Source organism: Paenibacillus sp. OT2-17, assembly GCF_009827695.1.
GTDB lineage: Bacteria > Bacillota > Bacilli > Paenibacillales > Paenibacillaceae > Paenibacillus > Paenibacillus polymyxa_B.
Genome location: NZ_WUDQ01000037.1, coordinates 1 through 21236, shown reverse-complemented (window position 1 = coordinate 21236; position 21236 = coordinate 1). Strand labels below are relative to the sequence as shown.

Sequence of the window (21236 nt, the reverse complement as noted above, 5' to 3'; positions counted from 1 at the left end):
TGAAAGAGAACTTGGGATTAGCTAAGATATCAGACCGGGTGGAAAATCCGCCTGTAATTAGGAAGGAGGCCAACAATGAGCGAACGTAATGCCCGTAAAGTATTAGTCGGTAAAGTAGTCAGCGACAAAATGGATAAAACGATTGTGATTGCTGTAGAAACTTACAAAAAACATGATCTCTACCATAAACGTATTAAAGTAACTAAGAAATTCAAAGCTCATGATGAAAACAACACTGCACAAATTGGTGATACTGTTAAAATCATGGAAACTCGCCCTTTGTCCAAAGACAAAAACTGGAGACTGGTCGAAATCGTTGAAAAAGCTGTTATAATCTAATGTAGTGTAGTTTTTCCGAAAGGAGGATAAATAAATGATTCAACCATTTACACGTTTGACTGTAGCTGACAATTCCGGCGCGAAGGAACTGATGTGTATCCGTGTGCTCGGTGGTACGGGACGTCGTACAGCTCAAATTGGTGACCTGATCGTTTGTTCCGTAAAACAAGCAACACCAGGCGGCGTTGTCAAAAAGGGTGATGTAGTAAGAGCGGTTGTTGTTCGTACTAAACGTTCTATCCGCCGTAAAGACGGTTCCTACATCGGATTTGACGAGAACGCAGCAGTGGTCGTTAAAGAAGACAAGAGCCCACGTGGTACTCGTATTTTCGGACCAGTTGCACGCGAACTTCGTGACAAGGACTTCATGAAAATCGTTTCCTTGGCTCCGGAAGTGATCTAAACTCACCTTAAAATGTGCCCGTAGGAGGTGTACGAAATGCCAAAAGTGAAAAAAGTTCTGGAATCCCATAACAACAAGCTGCACGTCAAAAAAGACGACACTGTTCTGGTGATTACAGGTAAAGATAAAGGTAAAAAAGGTCGCGTTATCGCTGCTTACCCTCGTCAAAACCGTGTGCTTGTGGAAGGTGTTAACATGATTAAAAAACACCAAAAGCCTAATCAGCTGAATCCACAAGGCGGCATCATCGAGAAAGAAGCTCCGATTCACGTTTCCAACGTTATGCACATTGATCCGAAGAGCGGAAAAGTAACCCGTGTTGGTTACAAAGTTTTGGACAACGGAAAAAAAGTGCGCATTGCAAAACGTTCTGGCGAAGTGATCGACTAATTATTTTTTGAAGAAAGGAGGTATATGATTCATGGCTACAACAAGAATGAAAGAACGTTTCTTGAAAGAAATCACTCCTGCTTTGATGCAGAAGTTCAACTATACAACAGTGATGCAAGTGCCTAAAATCGAGAAAGTTGTAATCAACATGGGTGTTGGCGACGCAGTCCAAAACTCCAAAGTACTTGATTCAGCTCTCAACGACATGCAGCTGATTGCTGGTCAAAAACCAGTAATCACTCGCGCAAAAAAATCTATTGCAGGTTTTAAATTGCGTGAAAACATGCCGATCGGTGTAAAGGTAACACTTCGTGGCGAGCGTATGTATTATTTCTTGGACAAATTGTTCAACATTACTCTTCCTCGCGTACGTGACTTCCATGGTGTATCGACAAAAGCTTTCGACGGACGTGGTAACTACACGCTTGGTCTGAAAGAACAGTTGATCTTCCCGGAAATCGAGTATGATCAAGTTGATAAAGTTCGTGGTATGGACATCGTTATCGTAACGACTGCCAAAACTGACGAAGAGTCCCGTGAGCTTCTGACTCAGCTGGGCATGCCTTTCGCAAAATAATGTTGGCATAACGTTTCGGGCGTCTGATTTTAAAGACACCCTGTTCTCCGAAACTATTTAGGAGGTGTCAGGCTAAGTGGCAAAAACTTCAATGAAAGTCAAACAACAACGCACACCAAAGTTTAAAGTTCGTGCTTACACTCGTTGCGAGCGTTGTGGTCGTCCACATTCGGTACTGCAAAAGTTTAAGATCTGCAGAATTTGCTTCCGTGAATTAGCTTATAAAGGCCAGATTCCTGGCGTGAAAAAAGCAAGCTGGTAAAAAGTCCTGTTTGGGAAGGAGGTTTATACACAATGACTATGTCTGATCCAATTGCAGATATGCTTACTCGTATTCGTAACGCGAACACAGTTCGTCACGAAACAGTAGAAATGCCTGCATCTACAATGAAAAAACAAATCGCCGACATCCTGAAACGTGAAGGATTCATTCGTGATGCGGAATTTGTTGAAGATAGCAAACAAGGGATTATCCGTATTTTCTTGAAATACGGTGCGAACAACGAGCGTGTTATTACAGGTTTGAAAAGAATCAGTAAACCAGGTCTTCGCGTTTACACGAAGAGCAATGAGATTCCACGCGTATTGGGTGGACTCGGGATCGCAATCATTTCAACATCCAAAGGTATCATGACCGACAAAGAAGCACGTCAGTCAAAAGCCGGCGGAGAAGTTGTTTGCTACGTTTGGTAAGATAACGTTTAAAAGATAGGAGGTGCAACAGATATGTCCCGTATTGGTCGTAAACCAATCACAGTACCAAGTGGTGTTGACGTGACTTTGAACAACACAGCGATCACAGTTAAAGGTCCTAAAGGAACATTGACTCGCGAGCTTCATAAAGACATGTCCGTTACTGTGGAAAACAATGAAATTAATGTAGTTCGTCCTTCGGACAACAAACTTCACCGCTCTTTGCATGGAACAACCCGCAGCGTTGTCAACAACATGGTAAGTGGTGTAACTGAAGGGTTTTCAAAATCTCTGGAGCTGGTTGGGGTCGGATATCGTGCAAGCAAATCCGGAGATAAAATCGTTCTGAACGTTGGATACTCTCACCCGGTTGAAATCACACCGGAAGCGGGCATCGAATTCGAAGTTCCTTCGAACACTAAAATCATCGTTCGCGGAATTGATAAAGAGCGTGTAGGTGCCTACGCTGCTAAAATTCGTTCCGTTCGTGAACCTGAACCGTACAAAGGTAAAGGGATTAAATACGAAGGCGAGCGCATCATTCGTAAAGAAGGTAAAGCCGGTAAGAAGAAATAAGTTTCTTACCGACTTTGTGCGGTCTTTCTGCAGGAAAGACTTCGTACTTCTTTTTTACCCAGTGCGTCTTAGTATAAAGTTTTAAAAGGCAAACTGAAGGGAGTGAAAACTTGAGATGATTACAAAACAAGATAAAAATAAAGCACGTGTCAGAAGACATCTGCGTGTACGTAAGAAAATCGAAGGTACGGCTGTACGTCCTCGTTTGAACGTATTCCGCTCTTCCAAGCATATCTACGCACAACTGATTGATGATGTAGCTGGTGTAACATTGGTATCTGCATCCACTATGGATAAAGAACTGAGCAGCGAAATCAAAAACGGCGGTAGTGTAGAAGCAGCTCGTAAAGTTGGCGAACTCGTTGCTAAACGTGCGAAAGAAAAAGGCCATGCTAACATCGTATTTGATCGTGGTGGATACTTGTATCATGGACGGATTCAAGCTTTGGCTGATGCAGCTCGCGAAGCAGGCCTTGAATTCTAAGACATTTCTCAAAAGGAGGTTAACGACTTGCGTGTAGATCCGAATACTTTGGAACTGACTGAAAGAGTAGTAAATATTAATCGTGTAGCTAAAGTTGTCAAAGGCGGACGCCGTTTCAGCTTCAGTGCTCTGGTAGTAGTGGGCGACGGCAACGGCTGGGTAGGCGCTGGAATCGGTAAAGCTGGCGAAGTACCTGATGCAATTCGCAAAGGTATTGAAGATGCTAAGAAAAACCTGGTTCACGTTCCACTCGTAGGAACAACAATTCCTCACCTTGTTACAGGTAAGTTTGGTGCTGGCCGGGTTCTGTTGAAACCGGCATCGGAAGGTACTGGAGTTATCGCTGGTGGTCCGGTTCGTGCTGTACTGGAACTTGCTGGTGTAGGTGATATCTTGACAAAATCTTTGGGTTCTTCGAATTCCATGAATATGGTCAATGCGACTTTGGAAGGTTTGTCCCGCTTGAAACGCGCTGAAGAAGTTGCAAAATTGCGCGGCAAATCCATCGAAGAGCTGCTGGGCTAAGGAGGGAATATCATGGCGAAATTAGAAATTACCCTCGTTCGTTCGTTGATCGGCCGTCCTGGTAATCAGAGAACGACTGTTAAAACGCTCGGCTTGCGTAAAATCAACCATAAAGTAGTTCAACCCGACAATGCAGCTATTCGCGGGATGATTAATCAAGTTAGCCATTTGGTTTCTGTTAAAGAAATTGAGGCTTAAGAAATAAAGTATTTTAACAATAATCAAGGAGGTGCAACGAACGATGAAGTTACATGAGCTTTCCCCAGCTCCAGGCTCCCGCAAAGAACGTAAACGTTTGGGTCGTGGTCCTAGTAGCGGTACGGGTAAAACTTCTGGTCGTGGTCATAAAGGTCAAAACGCTCGTTCCGGCGGTGGTGTACGTCCGGGCTTCGAGGGTGGTCAAAACCCACTGTATCGTCGCTTGCCTAAACGCGGTTTCGTAAATCCTACTCGTAAAGAGTATGCGGTTTTGAATATCGAAGATTTGAACAGTTTTGCAGCGGGTACAGAAGTAAGCCCTGAGTTTTTGCTGAACAATGGCATTGTGAAAAACGCTAAATCCGGAATCAAAATTCTGGGTAACGGTGAAATCACTGTGAAATTGACAGTTAAAGCGAACAAGTTCTCTCAATCTGCGGTAGAGAAAATTGAAGCTGCCGGCGGTAAAACCGAGGTGATCTAATGTTCAAGACCCTGAAAAATATATGGCGGGTTGAGGATCTTAGAACCCGAATCCTGTTCACCCTGTTTATACTCTTTGTATATCGTATTGGCTCCTTCGTGCCGGTTCCCGGCGTGAACAAGCAAGTCTTTACTTCTCAGGATCAGGCAGGAAGCGAGTTGTTTGGACTCCTTAACACCTTCTCAGGGGGCGCATTGTATCAGTTTTCGATCTTCGCCCTCGGGATTATGCCATATATTACAGCGTCCATCATTGTACAGTTGCTGTCAATGGACGTGATTCCGAAACTTGCGGAATGGGCTAAACAAGGAGAGCATGGTAAAAAGAAGTTGGCTCAAATTACGCGTTATGGTACGGTAATACTTGGCCTGATTCAAGCATTCGGAACATCGATTGGCTTTAATCGACTGTACGGTGCAGCGATGATTCCAGGAGCCACTTTTGCAGATTATCTGGTCATTGCCATTGTGCTTACAGCAGGAACTACGTTCCTTATGTGGCTCGGTGAGCAAATTACCGAAAAGGGAATCGGCAATGGTATCTCTATTGTTATCTTCGCAGGGATTGCAGCGGGTATTCCAAGACATATTCGGACGGTTGTAGAATCTCAGTTTATTCAGGCAGATCAGCTGTTTATGAATATTCTGAAGGCAATTATAATTGCCCTGGTGATTGTTCTGATTATTGTTGGTGTTATCTACATCCAGCAAGGTATTCGGAAAATCCCGGTACAATACGCGAAACGTGTAGTTGGCAACAAAATGTACGGTGGCCAGAATACGCATATTCCGATGAAAATTAATGCGGCAGGCGTTATTCCGGTAATCTTTGCGGTATCATTGCTGCAATTCCCGACAATTATTGCGAGTTTCTGGGCAGATCATGTTTGGGCTAAGTGGGTTACCACTTACTTGTATTATGACAAGCCGCTGGGCATGGTTTTGTATGTCGTAATGATTATCGGTTTCACATTCTTCTATACCTTTGTACAGATGAATCCGCAGCAAATGGCCGACAATATGAAGAAAAACGGCGGTTATATTCCGGGAATTCGCCCGGGTAAAGCCACGGAGAAATACTTGACACGAGTAATGTCACGTTTGACAATGACAGGAGCCTTGTTTCTGGCAGTCATATCCGTTTTGCCGGTATTCTTCGGTTCGCTTTCGGGCTTGCCTCGTTCCGTGCAAATTGGCGGTACTTCATTGCTCATCATCATTGGTGTAGCATTGGATACAATGAAGCAAATCGAAAGCCAACTGATCAAACGCCATTACAAAGGCTTCATCAACAAATAGGCAATAGGTACCGGCTTAGGATGTTCGCATGCTTACCGGCACCTTTTGTGCTGTTTCTTGTGTAGGGGTCGTCTTGAGGAGTGACAGATTGTGAATATTTTGATCATGGGCCCTCCGGGGGCTGGTAAAGGTACACAAGCAGATGTCATTGTGAAGGAATTCGGCATTCCTCATATCTCGACAGGTGATGCTTTTCGCCTAGCGATGAAACAGGGAACACCTATTGGCATTAAAGCTAAAGAATATATCGACAAGGGTGAACTTGTTCCGGATGACGTAACAATCGGTATCGTTGAAGAACGGCTACAACAGCCAGATTGCAAGAAAGGGTTCTTGCTGGACGGTTTTCCAAGAACTTTGGCTCAAGCTGAAGCCTTGGATCAAATTTTGGGTCGTTTGAATACGAAGCTAGATGACGTCATCAACCTGAAAGTGGATAGTGACAACTTGTTGGCACGAATCACAGGACGGCGGGTTTGTAAAAGCTGCGGAACTAGCTATCATATTGTCTTTAATCCTCCTAAGGTTGAAGGCATTTGCGATAAAGACGGTGGGGAACTCTATCAGCGTCCTGACGATAATGAAGATAGCGTAAGAACACGACTTGACGAATATAGTAATAAAACAGCACCACTCCTCACGTTTTATGAGAACCAGAATCTTCTGCGTCATATTGACGGAGAACAGGATATTGATGTGGTTTCCCAAAATATCGTGTCCTTGTTGCGGGGTTAGCTGTAATGATCATTTGCAAGTCGGGGACGGAATCAAGCTTTATGAGGAAAGCTAAGAGAATAGATACGGAAACGGATCATCTCTTGGCAGGACACATCGAGCCCGGTATTACGACCGGTGAACTTGATCATTTAGCTGATCGGTATATTCGCAGTCAGGGAGCTGTGCCGTCTTTTAAAGGTTATAACGGTTTTCCTGCTAGCATTTGCGCTTCAGTCAACGAACAACTGGTGCACGGATTTCCCGGCAAACGCAAGTTAAACAAAGGCGATATCATCGCGAAGACTCGCCAGTTTACAATGTCGCATGCCATTCGGCAATATATTGAGAATCCAAACCGTGGTATTCCTGAGCAGGGGCCGAGGCTGAAAACCGGCATTGGGCTGGCTATTGAATCAATGATTCAGATAGGTTCTCACCATGTAGGGACGCTGGAAGACAACTGGACGGTCGTTACGATGAACGTAACCTCATGTGCTCATAACGAGCAAGCGGTGACGTGCGAAACGGGCGGCATGGACATTTTCACGAAACTGAGTGCGTAGGTGATTGGAATGATTCAGCAAGGAAACCTGCAAATCGGTCAGCTGGTGAAGATTCTGAAAGGCAGAGGTGCCGGACAGATTGCGGTTGTCGTTTCAGTAGCAGATAGCAGGTTTGTATATATTGCGGATGGGGATAAACGAAAGTTTGATCAAGCGAAGAAGAAAAATGTTCTTCATTTGGTGCCTCAGCCAAAGATTAGTAGCGAGATTGTAAACAGTTTAAACGAAAGCGGTCGGGTGACGAATGGAAAGCTGCGCCATGCAGTGAAAACTTTCCTGGACTCGTCCGAATACCAAGCTGAAGAGAAAGGAGACTGACTTTGGCCAAAGAAGATGTCATTGAGGTTGAAGGTACGGTAATCGAGCCACTGCCGAACGCTACGTTCAAGGTAGAGCTGGAGAACGGTCATCAAATTCTTGCTCATGTTTCCGGAAAGCTGCGGATGCACTTTATCCGTATTTTGACAGGCGACAAGGTGGTTGTACAGTTATCGCCTTACGATTTAACCAAAGGCCGTATAACGTACCGCAAGTAATTCATGCAGGTTTTTATTAAACGTATGTCATTTAAAAAACTTGTTTTGCTCGGCAAAACGATGTGAATGTTCACGAAGCGAGTTTTACCAGGGTAAAGCTTGGAGGAGGTAATCAACATGAAGGTAAGACCTTCTGTAAAACCTATTTGCGAAAAATGCAAAGTCATTCGCCGCAAAGGGAACGTAATGGTTATTTGCGAAAATCCGAAACACAAACAAAAACAAGGTTAATAGAAGGGGGTGTAGCGTAAAATGGCTCGTATAGCTGGTGTGGATTTGCCACGTGACAAACGCGTTGAGATCGCCTTGACTTACATTTTCGGAATCGGTAAAACGACTTCTCAGAAAATCTTGAAGGAAACAGGCATCAGTGCAAACACGCGTGTTCGTGATTTGACTGAAGATGAAGTGAGCAAATTACGTGAAACGATCGACAAAGAAGTTAAAGTAGAAGGCGATCTGCGTCGTGAAATTTCCTTGAATATTAAACGTCTGACTGAGATTGGCTGCTACCGTGGTGTTCGTCACCGTCGTGGGTTGCCTGTTCGCGGACAACGTACTAAAACTAATGCTCGTACCCGTAAAGGTCCTCGTCGGACTGTAGCGAACAAAAAGAAATAAGAAGGGAGGATAACATTCAATGGCTAAACCGAAAAAAGTTGTACGTACAAAACGCCGTGACCGTAAAAATATCGAGACTGGCGTGGCACACATCCGTTCCACGTTCAACAACACGATCGTTACGATCACAGATCCACACGGTAACGCAATCTCTTGGGCCAGCTCAGGCGGCATGGGATTCCGTGGTTCCCGTAAATCTACTCCATTCGCAGCGCAAATGGCCGCAGAAACTGCTGCTAAAGCTGCTATGGAACACGGCATGAAAACTGTCGAAGTCATGGTTAAAGGACCTGGTGCAGGTCGCGAAGCAGCAATCCGCTCTTTGCAAGCTGCTGGTTTGGAAGTTAACCTGATCAAAGACGTAACTCCGGTACCTCATAACGGATGCCGTCCTCCAAAACGTCGTCGCGTCTAATGAGATTTCTCCTCTGCGTGTAGTATAGATCCGGCACAAACTGCCAAGAATGGATGTTTAGGTATACTGCATGATAGACTATGGATAAGGTGAATGTTTCATATAGGAGCGACGTTTTGAAGGAGGGATATTGCAGTGATAGAAATCGAAAAGCCGAAAATTGAGACGGTTGACGTCAATGATGATGGCACCTATGGAAAATTCGTAGTAGAACCGCTGGAACGCGGATACGGTACGACGCTGGGAAACTCGCTTCGCCGTATTCTGTTATCCTCGTTACCGGGGGCAGCAGTCACATCGGTTCAGATCGATGGGGTTCTGCACGAGTTTGCAACGGTTCCCGGTGTGAAGGAAGACGTAACGGAGATCATTCTGAACTTGAAAGCTTTATCGCTTAAAATCCACTCGGATGAAGAGAAAGTACTCGAAATCGATGCGGAAGGCGAAGGAGTTGTAACGGCAGGAGATATCCGTGCGGATAGTGATGTGGAAATTCTTAATCCGGATCTTCACATTGCTACGCTCGGACCGGGTTCGAGACTTCACATGCGTATTTTTGCCAATCGCGGTCGCGGTTACGTTAAGCAGGATCGGAACAAACGTGATGACCAGCCGATCGGCGTCATTCCCGTCGACTCCATCTACACTCCGATTGCACGCGTGAACTACGGCGTAGAAAATACGCGTGTCGGCCAGGTTACGAATTATGACAAGCTGACACTTGAGGTTTGGACTGACGGAAGTATTCGTCCCGAGGAAGCAGTGAGCCTTGGAGCCAAAATTTTGACCGAGCATGTGATGTTGTTCGTGGGTCTCACGGACGAGGCAAAAGATGCTGAAATTATGGTTGAAAAAGAAGAAGACAAGAAAGAAAAAGTTCTTGAAATGACGATCGAAGAGCTGGATCTCTCCGTCCGTTCCTATAACTGCCTTAAGCGCGCTGGTATCAATACGGTACAAGAACTCACGACTAAATCTGAAGAAGATATGATGAAGGTCCGTAACTTGGGTCGCAAATCTTTGGAAGAAGTACAAGAGAAGCTCGAGGAACTTGGTTTAGGACTTCGTACGGAAGAATAGTACAGCAACGTTTTTGTGAAGGAGGGGAAATTACATGGCATACCAAAAATTGGGCCGTAACTCCAGTGCCCGTAAAGCTTTGTTTCGTGATTTGGTAACCGATCTGTTCTTGTATGAGCGTATCCAAACTACTGAGGCTAAAGCGAAAGAAGTTCGTTCTATTGCTGAAAAACTGATCACCAAAGCGAAAAAAGGAGATCTGCACGCACGTCGTCAAGTGGCTGCGTTCGTTCGCCGTGAAACTTTGGATGGTGAGCAGGATGCAATCCAAAAGCTGTTTAGCGAATTGGCTACACGTTACACTGAGCGTCCAGGTGGATACACTCGTATCCTGAAATTGGGACCTCGTCGTGGCGACGCCGCTCCAATGGTATATCTGGAATTGGTTGACCGCGCGTAAACAGGCGAAGATGAGGGAAGGGTGGACAGAATCGGCTTGATTCTGAACAACCCTTTTTTTCTCTTGGAGGAGTCCTTGAGGGGCTTCTCCTTTGTTATGTTCGGTTATTCCTTGCAAGGCCAGAGACTACCCCTACAAAGGTGTGAGAAGCATGCGGAACTTGTGCATGAAGGTGAACTATGACGGAACCCACTATGATGGCTTTCAGACGCAGCCTAACGGTAACACCATTCAGGACTGCCTTGAACATGCTATTTACTCATTGACGGGCGAGCGTCTTAAAATTACAGGCTCAGGCCGTACAGATGCAGGTGTACATGCATACGGGCAGGTATTCAATTTTCACACTGAATCGCCGATTCCGTTACAGCGCTGGTGTCTGGCACTTAATGCCTGGTTGCCTCGTGATATCATCGTTACGGATGCGAGAGAGGTGCCACTGTCCTTTCATGCACGCCGCATGGCGAAGCGGAAGACATATCGGTACAGTATTAATGCGAACCGGTTTCCGGACATCTTTCACCGTCGTACACAGGCCCATCATCCAACGAGTCTGAATGTAAGAGCGATGGAGGAAGGGTTAGCTCATTTAGTTGGCACCTTTGACTATACTTCGTTCGCATCTCGACGTTCCCAAAAGACGAATCATGTTCGTACTATTTACGAAGCCTATATGACAGTAGACCATTCCTTTTCACGTCCGGACTCGGATGATCAGGGAATTATCCATACTTATATTACAGGTAGCGGATTTTTGCAGCACATGGTTCGAATTATTATGGGTACTTTGCTGGAAGTGGGAGAAGGCAAAAAATCGTCGGATGATATTCCTTCCATTTTGGAGGCGAAAAATCGTTCAAAGGCCGGACCTACGGCCGTTGGACACGCTTTAACGCTCTGGAATGTAGAGTACGACGAAAACATCAAAAAACATTGATTTTACCCTTGCGGAATTGATGGTTATCCTGTAATATAAAAGTTGTGTTTTCTTAATGGCTTTCCCACAGCCCCAATTAAGATAATCACTTTAAATTAACATCTAATCCATCAATAATGCAGCAACTTAACGAACGAAGATAAATGATGATTTCTGTTAACGAACTTAAGGAGGATACTTTTCATGCGTACTACGTATATGGCGAAGCCAAATGAAGTTGAGCGCAACTGGCACATCATTGATGCCGAAGGCAAAACGCTCGGCCGTCTGGCAAGCGAAGCGGCTGCGTTGATTCGCGGCAAACACAAGCCACAATTTACACCACATGTGGACACAGGTGATTTTGTTGTTGTAATCAATGCGGAAAAAATCGTATTGACCGGTAAAAAAATGGAGAACAAGAAATACTACCGTCACTCCCTGCATCCAGGTGGTCTGAAAGTAACGGTTGCACAAGAAATGGTTAAGAACAAGCCTGAGCGTATGTTGGAATTGGCTGTTCACGGTATGCTTCCTAAAACTCGTCAAGGCGAGAAAATGAAGCTGAGACTTAAAGCTTACAGAGGCACTGAGCATCCACATGCAGCACAAAAACCTGAAGTTTACGAACTTCGCGGATAATTAAAAGGGAGGACAGTTTCATGGCACAAGTACAATACTATGGGACAGGTCGTCGTAAACATTCGGTAGCTCGTGTTCGTCTCGTACCGGGTGAAGGACGCATTGTCATCAATAAGCGTGATATTAATGAATATTTCGGTTTGGAAACTCTCAAACTGATCGTAAAACAACCACTGAACCTGACAGAAACAGTTGGCAGCTATGACGTACTCGTTATCGCTCATGGTGGTGGTATCTCTGGTCAAGCCGGCGCAATTCGCCACGGTATTTCCCGTGCTCTGTTGAAAGCAGATCCGGAATTCCGTCCAGCTTTGAAAAAAGCAGGCTTCTTGACTCGTGACCCACGTATGAAAGAACGTAAAAAATACGGTCTCAAAGCCGCTCGTCGTGCACCACAGTTCTCGAAACGTTAATATTTCGAATACAGAAGAACCTTTTCCTTATGGAAAGGGTTCTTTTTTATTTAGTCATTTCCTGATTATTATCCACATGTGGATAAGTAGACCTACTCTAAAATTCATGGGCTTCAGCATGTTTCTGCGAATACATAAATAACCGCATGCAAATGCATGGAACACGAAAAGTTATCCACGATGTAATTGAAGACGATATTGTTATACACAAATACAGTTTGCTATTTCCACGGAGTTTATTCTGTAATGTTTATAACCTGTGACTAAAATATAATGTTCGACTATTCAATATAGCCTCATCTTAATATTCTCTGCTAAGTGCTGTTTCACGAGATACTTTGCTTTCACTTGTTTATGTAAAGTCCCTTGATATGTTCTGGCTGGTACTGTCTATGCCTCTTGTACAGCTGTTTTGGGCGCAGCTAGGGATACGGCAAGGAATACCTCTTTTTATTTGTGTGCACTGAGAGAAGGACGCTCTTTAGCCTAGCACTGTCCGCTTCCTAGGCTACTGCTATGGCAATGGCGATGTACATGTTACTGGTAATGGAAATAGTCTACACAGCAATCGCTCCAAACTATAACTGGGAGCACCATGTATTGTCCGACTGTGTCTACCCTCATAAAATTGACCCATCTTGATGTCAGGCTTTAAATAGGCTTCCAGTAGCGATAAGAGTCTTGCTTGTGTCCAGGGATCAATCCCTCGGGAATTGCCTCTATAAGCGCTTTAGGATTGGATAGAGGCATAATAAGAGTTCAGCGCGCAGTCATTTCTTTTATAATTTCCACAATGAAAGCATCGCTGACGCCAGAGCTCCAGAATAGTGTAGTCGATTTCATCTGGCTAAAAATTCGAGTAAAGGCTAGTTTGCCTTCATCTGAACTCGTCCACATACGGACTTCATCTTTGGAATGCAAAATAAGAGCTTTGGAACCTAAAGTTATTTTCAATTCCCTCGGTTAGCACCCTTCGATAATCTTAGATTCAGAAACGATGTTGCTTTCTTCTACAGATGATTCTTGCTTGATCAAGCAACCCAAAGCTGTTCAGCATTGCTGCCGCGCACTAGGCCAAGATTAGGATACGCTGCTCCTAGATGCCTCTAAAGCATTTCACTCAGAAGATCCACAAGCATATGTATAGTACAATAATACATTTTGGCTATAGAAATCATTCAACTAAGTAATTTTGCGTAGCAAGGTGAGTTGTCAAAAAAATGCTTATCCGCACGTTCGGCTTGCTCTTCCAAAGTCAAAACTATAGGATGTATTCCTTCAAGTACCAAACTATTACCATATATTGTTATATGAGAAAGCCCTTTGTTTAAAAGCGTACTGGTGGTACGCCTTTGTCTTCGGCAGAGTAGAGAACAAGCCGTCTTTGTTGACGTAAAAAGCCTCCATTCAAGCATTCCTTCAGCTACACTAGTTATTTTTAGTAACAAAAGAGCCTATGGACCATTTTCAAGTGTTTGGTATAAGAATATTTTATATAAAGCCAATGAACTTGGTTGGATACGCAAGAAAGCATTAAAGAATGCTGACAGAACAACATTCCTGCAAATGTGGGAGGATAAATGCTTACATCAGGACATTTTGCCTTGGATTGACAATGATTGTGAAAGTTTTATACTGTATTTAATCTTATTAGTTTAGTCGGTATTGAAATGACACTTATTTATGAATCTTCATATGGAGGCGCATTGATAATGAATTTATTGGAGAAAGAAGCGTTGATTAGAGTCAAGGCAATTGAACTGGAAGAGGCTACTCCAGAGGAAGTTATCCAGTATGCTGTTCTTACATTTCCCAATCTTACCTTTGCTTGTAGCTTCGGAGCAGAAGATGTAGTACTAGTAGATATGCTTCAAAAAATTAACCCTTCCACCGACATTTTTTACTTGGACACCGACTTTCATTTTCAAGAAACTTACGATACGCGAGATCAGATGAAAGCCAGATATAATTTGGATTTTGTCAGGGTCTCTCCCTTAATTACTCCTGAAGAGCAAGCGGCTGAGCATGGAGAGGAACTGTGGAAAACAGATCCTAACACATGTTGTGGTATACGCAAAGTTGAGCCCCTGACACGCATTTTGTCACAATACGATGCATGGATTACTGGTATTCGCCGGGATCAGGCCCCTACCCGTGCGAATTCAAAAAAGGTAGAGTATGATGAAAAGTTTGGACTCGTTAAATTTAATCCCTTGGCAAGCTGGACATCCGAGGATGTATGGAACTATATCCGTACTCATGAAGTACTGTATAATCCATTGCATGACCGCAATTATCCCAGTATCGGTTGTGAGCAATGTACCCGTGAAGTTCTACCAGGTGAAGACCCTCGTGCAGGTCGCTGGTCAGGCAATGAGAAAACAGAGTGTGGGCTCCATCAATAAAATGGTATTCAGGTAACTATGAGTCGTATTTATGAAGAGAAGGGAAGTGCATTATGACTGCAATTCTTCCGCATGGCGGAACACTTGTTGATAAAATCATTACAGGACCGGAGCAAAAAGCACTTTTGCAGGCTGCAGGAGAATTGTTTCCTATCCGTGTAAACTCATGGACCATTTCTGATCTGGATTTGATTGGAGTGGGAGCTTTCTCTCCTTTGACGGGGTTTATGAATGAATCTGATTATCGGTCGGTGGTAACAGATATGCGTCTTGCCGATGGTACAGTCTGGAGTATTCCCATTACTCTTGCAGTTGTAGAAAGTGTAGCCAGTGAACTGAAATTAGGTCAGCAGGTGGCTTTGGTGGGTGAAACAGACGATACTATCTATGCTGTACTTGATATTGAAAGTATTTATCAGGTAGATCAGGCTGAGGAAGCCAGACGAGTATTCAAGACCGATGACCCTGCTCATCCTGGCGTAAACAAACTGTTAGATCGACCTTCTACATATGTTGGTGGATCTGTGCAAGTGCTGAATCGGCCGGAGCCCACACAATTTAGTGAGTTTTACTATACACCATCACAGACACGCGACTATTTTGTAGAAAAAGGCTGGAAAACAGTGGTCGGTTTTCAAACACGAAATCCGGTACACCGGGCGCATGAGTACATCCAGAAAAGCGCGATGGAGATTGTGGATGCTTTGTTTCTAAACCCACTCGTTGGTGAAACCAAGTCAGATGACGTTCCGGCAGATGTGCGTATGAAGAGCTATCTGGTGCTGCTGGACAATTATTATCCGGCTGATCGGACTTTTCTGGGGGTATTTCCTGCTGCCATGCGATACGCGGGTCCTAGAGAGGCCATTTTCCATGCTATTGTGCGAAAAAACTATGGCTGCACCCATTTTATTGTTGGAAGGGATCATGCCGGGGTAGGAGACTATTATGGTACCTACGAAGCACAGGAAATTTTCAGGCACTTTACACCTGAAGAGCTGGGGATTACTCCATTGTTCTTTGAACACAGCTTTTATTGCACTCGATGTGGAAATATGGCCTCAAGTAAAACATGCCCACATCCCAAGGAGCATCATTTGACGCTCTCGGGCACCAAGGTACGGGAATTGTTGCGCTCTGGGGTTTGCCCGCCACCTGAATTTACACGACCGGAAGTTGCTCAAGTGCTGATTGAAGGTATGAAGGAATTTGTTCATGCCTGAGTTGTACTATCTACACGCCTCGTCCCATATAGATTATTAGTATCTGTATAGGACGGAGGCGTTTTGTTATGCAAAAAAATAATCGTAAAAACGAGGTTACACTGTGGATTCGCTATCGGACGTTGCAAAAAATGCTGTTGGGCTGTTGTCTCGCCGTTCTGTTTATTACACTGGCATTGTATGAGATACCTGCTTCGAGAGCTTGGACCCATTGGAGTTTACCCCTTACTGGTAAAGTAATTGCTATAGATGCTGGACACGGAGGGCCTGATGGAGGGGCGGTTAGCAAAGAAGGAATTATTGAAAAGGATATTAATCTGGCAATCGCTTTTTATTTGCGGGATTATTTGCAGCAAGCAGGTGCTGTTGTTGTCATGACACGTGAGGATGACCGCGACCTGGCGCAGCAAGAAACGAAAGGTTATTCCAGAAGAAAAACGGAGGATTTGAAGCAGCGTGTGCGTATAATTGAGGAGCAGAAAGCGGACCTCTTTCTAAGTATTCATATGAACAGTATTCCGTCGAGCCGTTGGAGTGGAGCCCAGACCTTTTACGTTCCTAACCATGCAGATAACGAGAATTTGGCGTCTTTAATTCAGGAAGAAATCAAACGCAACTTGGAAAATACGGACAGAGTGGCTAAGACCGTGAACACAGTTTATTTATTGAAAGCTCTCAAAATGCCATCAGCCCTTGTAGAAGTCGGATTTTTGTCCCATCCAGAGGAAGCTAGACGACTAAGTGACGTGAACTATCAAAGGCAGGTGGCGGCGTCCATATATAAGGGGATTTTGCGTTACAGTGCCGGGGAAAAGGGGATCTCACCAGCACCTGAGGCCAGATAGTGGTATACTGTAAGTGTTTACCACTCCGTAATTCATTAAAGCAGAGGTGCTGATAATTCATGCAATCAAGAGAGCAAGTTATAGAGCTACTTCAACAAGTGCGGGAGCCTCAAACAGGACGCCGTCTAGTCGATCTCCATTTTATTCGGGATGTGGTTGTTAAAGAGGATCGGGTATCCCTGACCGCTATTAGTTTGAATAGCCAGGAAGAGACGTGTGCAGAACTGGAGCGGGAAATCCGGCAGACGTTAGAAGAGGCGGGATTAAGCCACGTCCATATTCGTATTCGTGAGGCATCTGAGCATGAAAAGTCCGCAATTCAAGCTGTGGAGAATACCGAGGAAGCCGCTGACCCGGTTTTGACCAAAGGACATGCTGTCGGTATGGAAGAACATGAGCTGCTTAGCCCAGCATCTGGCGTCCGGTTTATTGCCATTGCAAGCGGAAAAGGTGGTGTCGGAAAATCGACAGTAGCTGTAAATTTGGCTGCTGCTTTAGCTAGACAGGGGAAGCGTGTGGGTTTAATTGATGCGGATATCTATGGATTTAGCGTGCCGGATATGATCGGGGTGGAGGAGGTTCCTTCTGTCGAAGATGGTATCATTCAGCCGGTGGAGCGATTCGGTATCAAAATCATGTCTATGGGCTTCTTTGTCAGAGAGAACAATCCGGTGATTTGGAGAGGTCCCATGCTGGGGAGAATGCTCAGACAGTTTTTTAGTGATGTTGAATGGGGACAACTGGATTATATGATACTCGATTTACCACCAGGGACTGGCGATGTAGCGCTTGACGTACATCAAATGATTCCGCAGAGTGAAGAAATCATTGTCACTACCCCACATGCAACTGCAGCTTTTGTAGCTGCACGTGCAGGGGCTATGGCGCTCCAAACAGATCATAAGGTCATTGGTGTTGTGGAGAACATGTCCTATTATGTATCCTCCACCGGAGAAAAGGACTATGTTTTTGGACGCGGTGGCGGGGCTATGCTGGCAGATACCCTTCATACGAAGCTGCTGGCGCAAATTCCGCTGGGTATCCCAGACAATCACCCTTCAGAAGCCGACTTTTCTCCATCCGTATATAAATCCGAGTCGGCGACAGGGGCAATTTACAATGATATTGCTGCTCAAATTACGACGTTGCACGCGGAATTTGAATAAGAAAAAAAGGCTGGTTGTTGAACCAGCCTTTTTATTATTGGCCTCCACCTTGTTCTCCTTCGCCTCCACCACCACCATCTTGCTTCTGATCAGCAGAGCCACCTTGCTCACCGCTTTTTTTCTCAACCTTAGGTTGGAGTTCCTCTTGTACGACAGTTTTAAGTAAATTCATGACTTCAAGCCGAAAAATCGGATTCTGCATGGCATCATGCATGACTGTCATAGATTGTTTGCGATATTCAGGAGTTTTAGTTAAGTCCATATACATCTTGGTCAGTTCTGGCGACTTAAGCATCGCTTCAATTGATTTTTGATAAGAAGGGTCTTTTATAAGTTGCATATGAAGCTGTTTGCTTTGGCTGTTGATGGCTTTGGCAAATTCTCCGGCAAAACGCGGATCAGTCATAATTTTTTCGATTTCTTTTTTATATTCAGGTGATACCAAAGTATCTTTGACTGCGATCTTCATCTGTTCAGCCGATTGCATGGGCATAAGCATTTTCATTCCCATGCTTCCACCAGATCCACCACCAGCCCCACCCTCTTCACTGCTTTGACCGGATTGTCCTTCTTTTGAAGTGCTTTCCCCGGTTAAAGCCTCCTCTACGGCTTTTTTTCCGTCATCGCTTTTCAAGATATCGACAACCATCGTTTTCATCTCTTTATAACTGTTCTGGGGGGGCGCAGAACCCTGATCCGAGCCGCAGCCACTCAGTGCAACGCCCAGTACGCATACCGTGCTAACAAATCGCAAACGAGTCCAATTCATGGCCGTATTCCTCCTTCATCATGAATGTGGATAGTATGCGGATGAATGCGGGGAAATATGTCGATTTGCTTTTGGTTTTTAGCTGAGAACGATGTAAAATAACTCCTTAAAGACCCAGTGCCTGATCGCGCACCTCTTTGCCTTTTACTGTACCCTGTTGAAGCAGTTCAGATACAGTCACGAATTCATAGCCTTGTGCGCGCAACTTGTCGATAATGACGGGCAAGGCTTCATGTGTTTGTTTACAGGAATCACTGGCATGCAGAAGGACGATATCGCCAGGATGCGCTTTATTTACAACACGGTCGATTATGACCTGAGTACCAGGGTTTTTCCAGTCCAGGGAATCTGTATCCCACTGAATGGTTTTGTAGCCTAAAGTGCTGGCAACCTGAAGGACCCTTTTATCAAAGTCGCCATTAGGCATACGGATCAACTTCGGGGACTGTCCCGTCAGTTCGGTTAATGTGGTATGAGCAATGGAAATCTGCTTACGAATATCTTCATCGCTTAAGCTACTGTAATTTTCGTGTTTATGGCCATGACTGCCGATCTCAAATCCACTTTCTTTAATCTGATTCACAAGCTCTGGATGTGTTTTACTCCAAGGGGCAGAAAGAAAAAAGGTGGACTTAGTCACTTTTTTATCCTCAAGGACTTTTAAGATGGGGGCAGTACGCTTATCACCCCAACTAATATCAAAGGTGAGAGCGATCAGCTTTTTGTCCGTGGGTACACTATAAATAGCGGTTGGTGCTTCCTCGGAAAAAACCGTAACATTATCGGTTTCTACATAAATGACTCCAACAGTAAAGACGGCTGCAGCCATTACGATTAAGAATCGTTTGATTTTTTTACCGTTCAATACATAGAAAAAAGAATTCATGGTTAATAACGCCCCTTTCATCCTAGAAGTGCTTGTTTACTTAAAGCTATGCCGGGGGTTGTCAATTATTCCATTGAACCAATAGGAGGAATTATCAAATGGGACTAAAAGCATTTTTTCACGATTTACACACGACAAGACGGTTAATTTTAATCTCTGCATTTCTTTTCTGCACAAGTATTATGGTGGGATGGTTAAGTACAGGCACTATTCAATCCATGCTGGCGCAACAAATGGAGGGACTGGGAGAAGTAGCGCAGCGCTTGCAGAATTCTGAGCATCCACAATGGAGTTTTTTTGTATTCATCTTTTTCAATAATGCAATTAAATGTGTGCTGGTTATATTTATGGGGGCAGTATTTGGAATCGTACCGTTTATATTTTTAATTGTGAACGGTATGGTTTTAGGGTTTGTAGTACACTTGCAGACAGATATGGGAAGAAGTATGTATGAAGTTGTTGTCAAAGGGTTACTGCCTCACGGTGTGATTGAATTGCCTGTTTTGATTATCGCCTGTGCCTTCGGAGTGAAGTTTGGAATCAACATAATGTCTACTATAGGTACAAGCATAGGACTAAAGCGCAAAGGAACTGGCCCAGTGTGGGATGTATTTATGAAACAAACGTTGAGGGTGTCCATATGGTCTGTCATCTTACTGCTTATAGCAGCTGCAATTGAGAGTGGCATAACTTATCGTTTATTGTCACAATAAAATATTATGGCCAATTATTTATATATTTCCTGAAAATTGAACATAACAAAGGGGAGAGCCTAAAGAGAAGCTGAAGATTAATCGGGGTAAGTTTGAAACCTTAGCAGTTGAGTTTAAAAACAGGTAAAGATTGGAACAATAGTTGAGCAAATATAAGTACTATATAATCTGCTGATAAGGGAGTATGGTCATATGTTGGGAATGCTGTTTAACGAAAAAGAATGCAAGGAACTTGACTACGTTCTTCGTAAGGAGCTAGATGAAATGCTGCTTGATATGAGCGATACTCGATTGGATCAAGATATTCGCTACGCAATCGCACTACGATATAAAACAGTCTTTCGCATGTATGCCCGTTTTGCACCCGCCAAGGAACTATCAAAATATGCTCGCAGAGGGCGAGTCCCACAAACCAAACAATGAAAAGATAAGATGAAACTATATCAGAGATATCAGGAAGTAAACTATTTTAAAAAGATTATACTTTCTGATATCAAAAAAAGTATTGACTCTATTCAATATTCATGGTAAATTAATTTTCGTTCCTTTTTGAAGGATTTGCTCGAAAAAAAGAAATTGAAAAAACTCTTGCAAATTATAAAAAGAGATGATATATTATAAAGGTCGCCACTGAGACGCGGTGACGAAACAAAGTAAGACATTGTGCAAGTTTGATCTTTGAAAACTGAACAACGAGTGAGTACGGATTTTGTTTACAAAATCCAACGCTGAAATTTTGGTACATGCCGTCAGGCTGTATAAAATGGAAGCAAACAAGAGATATTTTATCTCGTCAGTTTCAAAATGAGCTTATCGCTCTTTCTATAAACCAACTTCGGTTGGTCTTTAATGGAGAGTTTGATCCTGGCTCAGGACGAACGCTGGCGGCGTGCCTAATACATGCAAGTCGAGCGGGGTTGTTTAGAAGCTTGCTTCTAAACAACCTAGCGGCGGACGGG

General features: G+C 44.1%; 32 protein-coding genes and 1 rRNA gene. 31 read left to right on the top strand and 2 right to left on the bottom strand.

Annotated features, from left to right (window positions below):
- The first annotated feature begins 75 nt into the window (after positions 1–75).
- The 28 genes from rpsQ to GRP75_RS08825 all read left to right on the top strand — a co-directional run bounded on the left by rpsQ (position 76) and on the right by GRP75_RS08825 (position 17909).
- Positions 76–339, top strand: coding sequence for a 30S ribosomal protein S17 (gene rpsQ, locus GRP75_RS08960; RefSeq protein WP_007432574.1), 264 nt, complete (start codon positions 76–78; stop codon positions 337–339).
- Positions 340–373: 34 nt separating this feature from the next.
- Positions 374–742 (top strand): 50S ribosomal protein L14, encoded by a 369-nt coding sequence (gene rplN, locus GRP75_RS08955; protein WP_007432573.1) that lies wholly within the window; start codon positions 374–376, stop codon positions 740–742.
- A gap of 36 nt (positions 743–778) precedes the next feature.
- Positions 779–1132 (top strand): 50S ribosomal protein L24, encoded by a 354-nt coding sequence (rplX, locus tag GRP75_RS08950; RefSeq protein ID WP_013312155.1) that lies wholly within the window; start codon positions 779–781, stop codon positions 1130–1132.
- 31 nt (positions 1133–1163) lie between these two features.
- Positions 1164–1709, top strand: coding sequence for a 50S ribosomal protein L5 (gene rplE / locus GRP75_RS08945; protein WP_007432571.1), 546 nt, complete (start codon positions 1164–1166; stop codon positions 1707–1709).
- A gap of 76 nt (positions 1710–1785) precedes the next feature.
- Complete coding sequence (locus tag GRP75_RS08940) at positions 1786–1971, top strand: type Z 30S ribosomal protein S14 (protein ID WP_013312154.1); 186 nt, start codon at positions 1786–1788, stop codon at positions 1969–1971.
- Between the two features lie 32 nt (positions 1972–2003).
- Positions 2004–2402: a 30S ribosomal protein S8 gene (gene rpsH, locus GRP75_RS08935; RefSeq protein WP_007432570.1), complete on the top strand. Its 399-nt coding sequence runs from the start codon at positions 2004–2006 to the stop codon at positions 2400–2402.
- Between the two features lie 33 nt (positions 2403–2435).
- Positions 2436–2978 carry a 50S ribosomal protein L6 gene (gene rplF, locus GRP75_RS08930; protein ID WP_013312152.1) on the top strand — a complete coding sequence of 181 codons (543 nt, stop codon included), beginning with the start codon at positions 2436–2438 and terminating at the stop codon, positions 2976–2978.
- A gap of 115 nt (positions 2979–3093) precedes the next feature.
- Positions 3094–3462, top strand: a complete 369-nt coding sequence (gene rplR / locus GRP75_RS08925; RefSeq protein WP_007432568.1) for a 50S ribosomal protein L18 — start codon at positions 3094–3096, stop codon at positions 3460–3462.
- A 27-nt stretch (positions 3463–3489) separates the two neighbouring features.
- The gene (gene rpsE / locus GRP75_RS08920; RefSeq protein ID WP_013312151.1) at positions 3490–3987 is read left to right on the top strand and encodes a 30S ribosomal protein S5; all 498 of its coding nucleotides are present in this window, start codon (positions 3490–3492) and stop codon (positions 3985–3987) included.
- A 12-nt stretch (positions 3988–3999) separates the two neighbouring features.
- Positions 4000–4185 (top strand): 50S ribosomal protein L30, encoded by a 186-nt coding sequence (gene rpmD, locus GRP75_RS08915; protein ID WP_013312150.1) that lies wholly within the window; start codon positions 4000–4002, stop codon positions 4183–4185.
- Positions 4186–4228: 43 nt separating this feature from the next.
- Entirely contained in the window at positions 4229–4669 is a 441-nt protein-coding gene (rplO, locus tag GRP75_RS08910) for a 50S ribosomal protein L15 (RefSeq protein WP_013312149.1), read from the top strand.
- A complete protein-coding gene (gene secY / locus GRP75_RS08905) occupies positions 4669–5967 on the top strand; it encodes a preprotein translocase subunit SecY (protein WP_013312148.1) in 1299 nt (432 codons plus the stop codon). The genes rplO and secY overlap by 1 nt, the downstream gene beginning before the upstream one ends.
- A gap of 90 nt (positions 5968–6057) precedes the next feature.
- Entirely contained in the window at positions 6058–6702 is a 645-nt protein-coding gene (locus GRP75_RS08900) for an adenylate kinase (protein ID WP_013312147.1), read from the top strand.
- A 5-nt stretch (positions 6703–6707) separates the two neighbouring features.
- Positions 6708–7247, top strand: coding sequence for a M24 family metallopeptidase (locus GRP75_RS08895; RefSeq protein WP_049827765.1), 540 nt, complete (start codon positions 6708–6710; stop codon positions 7245–7247).
- A gap of 9 nt (positions 7248–7256) precedes the next feature.
- Positions 7257–7565 (top strand): KOW domain-containing RNA-binding protein, encoded by a 309-nt coding sequence (locus GRP75_RS08890; protein WP_013312145.1) that lies wholly within the window; start codon positions 7257–7259, stop codon positions 7563–7565.
- Positions 7566–7567: 2 nt separating this feature from the next.
- Positions 7568–7783: a translation initiation factor IF-1 gene (gene infA, locus GRP75_RS08885; protein WP_006212898.1), complete on the top strand. Its 216-nt coding sequence runs from the start codon at positions 7568–7570 to the stop codon at positions 7781–7783.
- Positions 7784–7900: 117 nt separating this feature from the next.
- Positions 7901–8014 (top strand): 50S ribosomal protein L36, encoded by a 114-nt coding sequence (rpmJ, locus tag GRP75_RS08880; RefSeq protein WP_003333770.1) that lies wholly within the window; start codon positions 7901–7903, stop codon positions 8012–8014.
- A gap of 21 nt (positions 8015–8035) precedes the next feature.
- Complete coding sequence (gene rpsM, locus GRP75_RS08875) at positions 8036–8404, top strand: 30S ribosomal protein S13 (protein WP_007432560.1); 369 nt, start codon at positions 8036–8038, stop codon at positions 8402–8404.
- Between the two features lie 19 nt (positions 8405–8423).
- Complete coding sequence (gene rpsK, locus GRP75_RS08870) at positions 8424–8819, top strand: 30S ribosomal protein S11 (protein ID WP_013312144.1); 396 nt, start codon at positions 8424–8426, stop codon at positions 8817–8819.
- A gap of 135 nt (positions 8820–8954) precedes the next feature.
- A complete protein-coding gene (locus tag GRP75_RS08865) occupies positions 8955–9899 on the top strand; it encodes a DNA-directed RNA polymerase subunit alpha (RefSeq protein WP_007432558.1) in 945 nt (314 codons plus the stop codon).
- Positions 9900–9933: 34 nt separating this feature from the next.
- Positions 9934–10299 carry a 50S ribosomal protein L17 gene (gene rplQ, locus GRP75_RS08860; protein WP_013312143.1) on the top strand — a complete coding sequence of 122 codons (366 nt, stop codon included), beginning with the start codon at positions 9934–9936 and terminating at the stop codon, positions 10297–10299.
- Positions 10300–10450: 151 nt separating this feature from the next.
- Positions 10451–11236: a tRNA pseudouridine(38-40) synthase TruA gene (gene truA, locus GRP75_RS08855; RefSeq protein WP_160789117.1), complete on the top strand. Its 786-nt coding sequence runs from the start codon at positions 10451–10453 to the stop codon at positions 11234–11236.
- Positions 11237–11419: 183 nt separating this feature from the next.
- Positions 11420–11857 (top strand): 50S ribosomal protein L13, encoded by a 438-nt coding sequence (rplM, locus tag GRP75_RS08850; RefSeq protein WP_013312141.1) that lies wholly within the window; start codon positions 11420–11422, stop codon positions 11855–11857.
- A 20-nt stretch (positions 11858–11877) separates the two neighbouring features.
- Positions 11878–12270, top strand: coding sequence for a 30S ribosomal protein S9 (gene rpsI / locus GRP75_RS08845; protein ID WP_013312140.1), 393 nt, complete (start codon positions 11878–11880; stop codon positions 12268–12270).
- 1712 nt (positions 12271–13982) lie between these two features.
- Complete coding sequence (locus GRP75_RS08840; RefSeq protein ID WP_160789116.1) at positions 13983–14675, top strand: phosphoadenylyl-sulfate reductase; 693 nt, start codon at positions 13983–13985, stop codon at positions 14673–14675.
- A gap of 53 nt (positions 14676–14728) precedes the next feature.
- A complete protein-coding gene (gene sat / locus GRP75_RS08835; RefSeq protein ID WP_160789115.1) occupies positions 14729–15898 on the top strand; it encodes a sulfate adenylyltransferase in 1170 nt (389 codons plus the stop codon).
- A gap of 68 nt (positions 15899–15966) precedes the next feature.
- Positions 15967–16743, top strand: a complete 777-nt coding sequence (gene cwlD / locus GRP75_RS08830) for an N-acetylmuramoyl-L-alanine amidase CwlD (RefSeq protein ID WP_103050278.1) — start codon at positions 15967–15969, stop codon at positions 16741–16743.
- A gap of 59 nt (positions 16744–16802) precedes the next feature.
- On the top strand, positions 16803–17909 hold the full coding sequence (locus tag GRP75_RS08825; RefSeq protein ID WP_023990487.1) for an Mrp/NBP35 family ATP-binding protein: 1107 nt from the start codon (positions 16803–16805) through the stop codon (positions 17907–17909).
- Between the two features lie 34 nt (positions 17910–17943).
- Here the strand turns inward: GRP75_RS08825 and gerD are convergent, their stop codons facing one another.
- Both gerD and pdaB read right to left on the bottom strand, forming a co-directional pair.
- Complete coding sequence (gene gerD / locus GRP75_RS08820) at positions 17944–18678, bottom strand: spore germination lipoprotein GerD (RefSeq protein WP_023990486.1); 735 nt, start codon at positions 18676–18678, stop codon at positions 17944–17946.
- A 106-nt stretch (positions 18679–18784) separates the two neighbouring features.
- Complete coding sequence (gene pdaB, locus GRP75_RS08815) at positions 18785–19564, bottom strand: polysaccharide deacetylase family sporulation protein PdaB (RefSeq protein ID WP_053326182.1); 780 nt, start codon at positions 19562–19564, stop codon at positions 18785–18787.
- A 98-nt stretch (positions 19565–19662) separates the two neighbouring features.
- Between pdaB and GRP75_RS08810 the strand changes: the two genes are divergently transcribed.
- The 3 genes from GRP75_RS08810 to GRP75_RS08800 form a co-directional block, all read left to right on the top strand.
- Positions 19663–20277, top strand: a complete 615-nt coding sequence (locus tag GRP75_RS08810; RefSeq protein WP_160789114.1) for a stage II sporulation protein M — start codon at positions 19663–19665, stop codon at positions 20275–20277.
- Positions 20278–20469: 192 nt separating this feature from the next.
- Positions 20470–20700 (top strand): hypothetical protein, encoded by a 231-nt coding sequence (locus tag GRP75_RS08805; RefSeq protein ID WP_013312131.1) that lies wholly within the window; start codon positions 20470–20472, stop codon positions 20698–20700.
- A 423-nt stretch (positions 20701–21123) separates the two neighbouring features.
- Positions 21124–21236, top strand: a 16S ribosomal RNA gene (locus GRP75_RS08800); the annotation flags it as partial.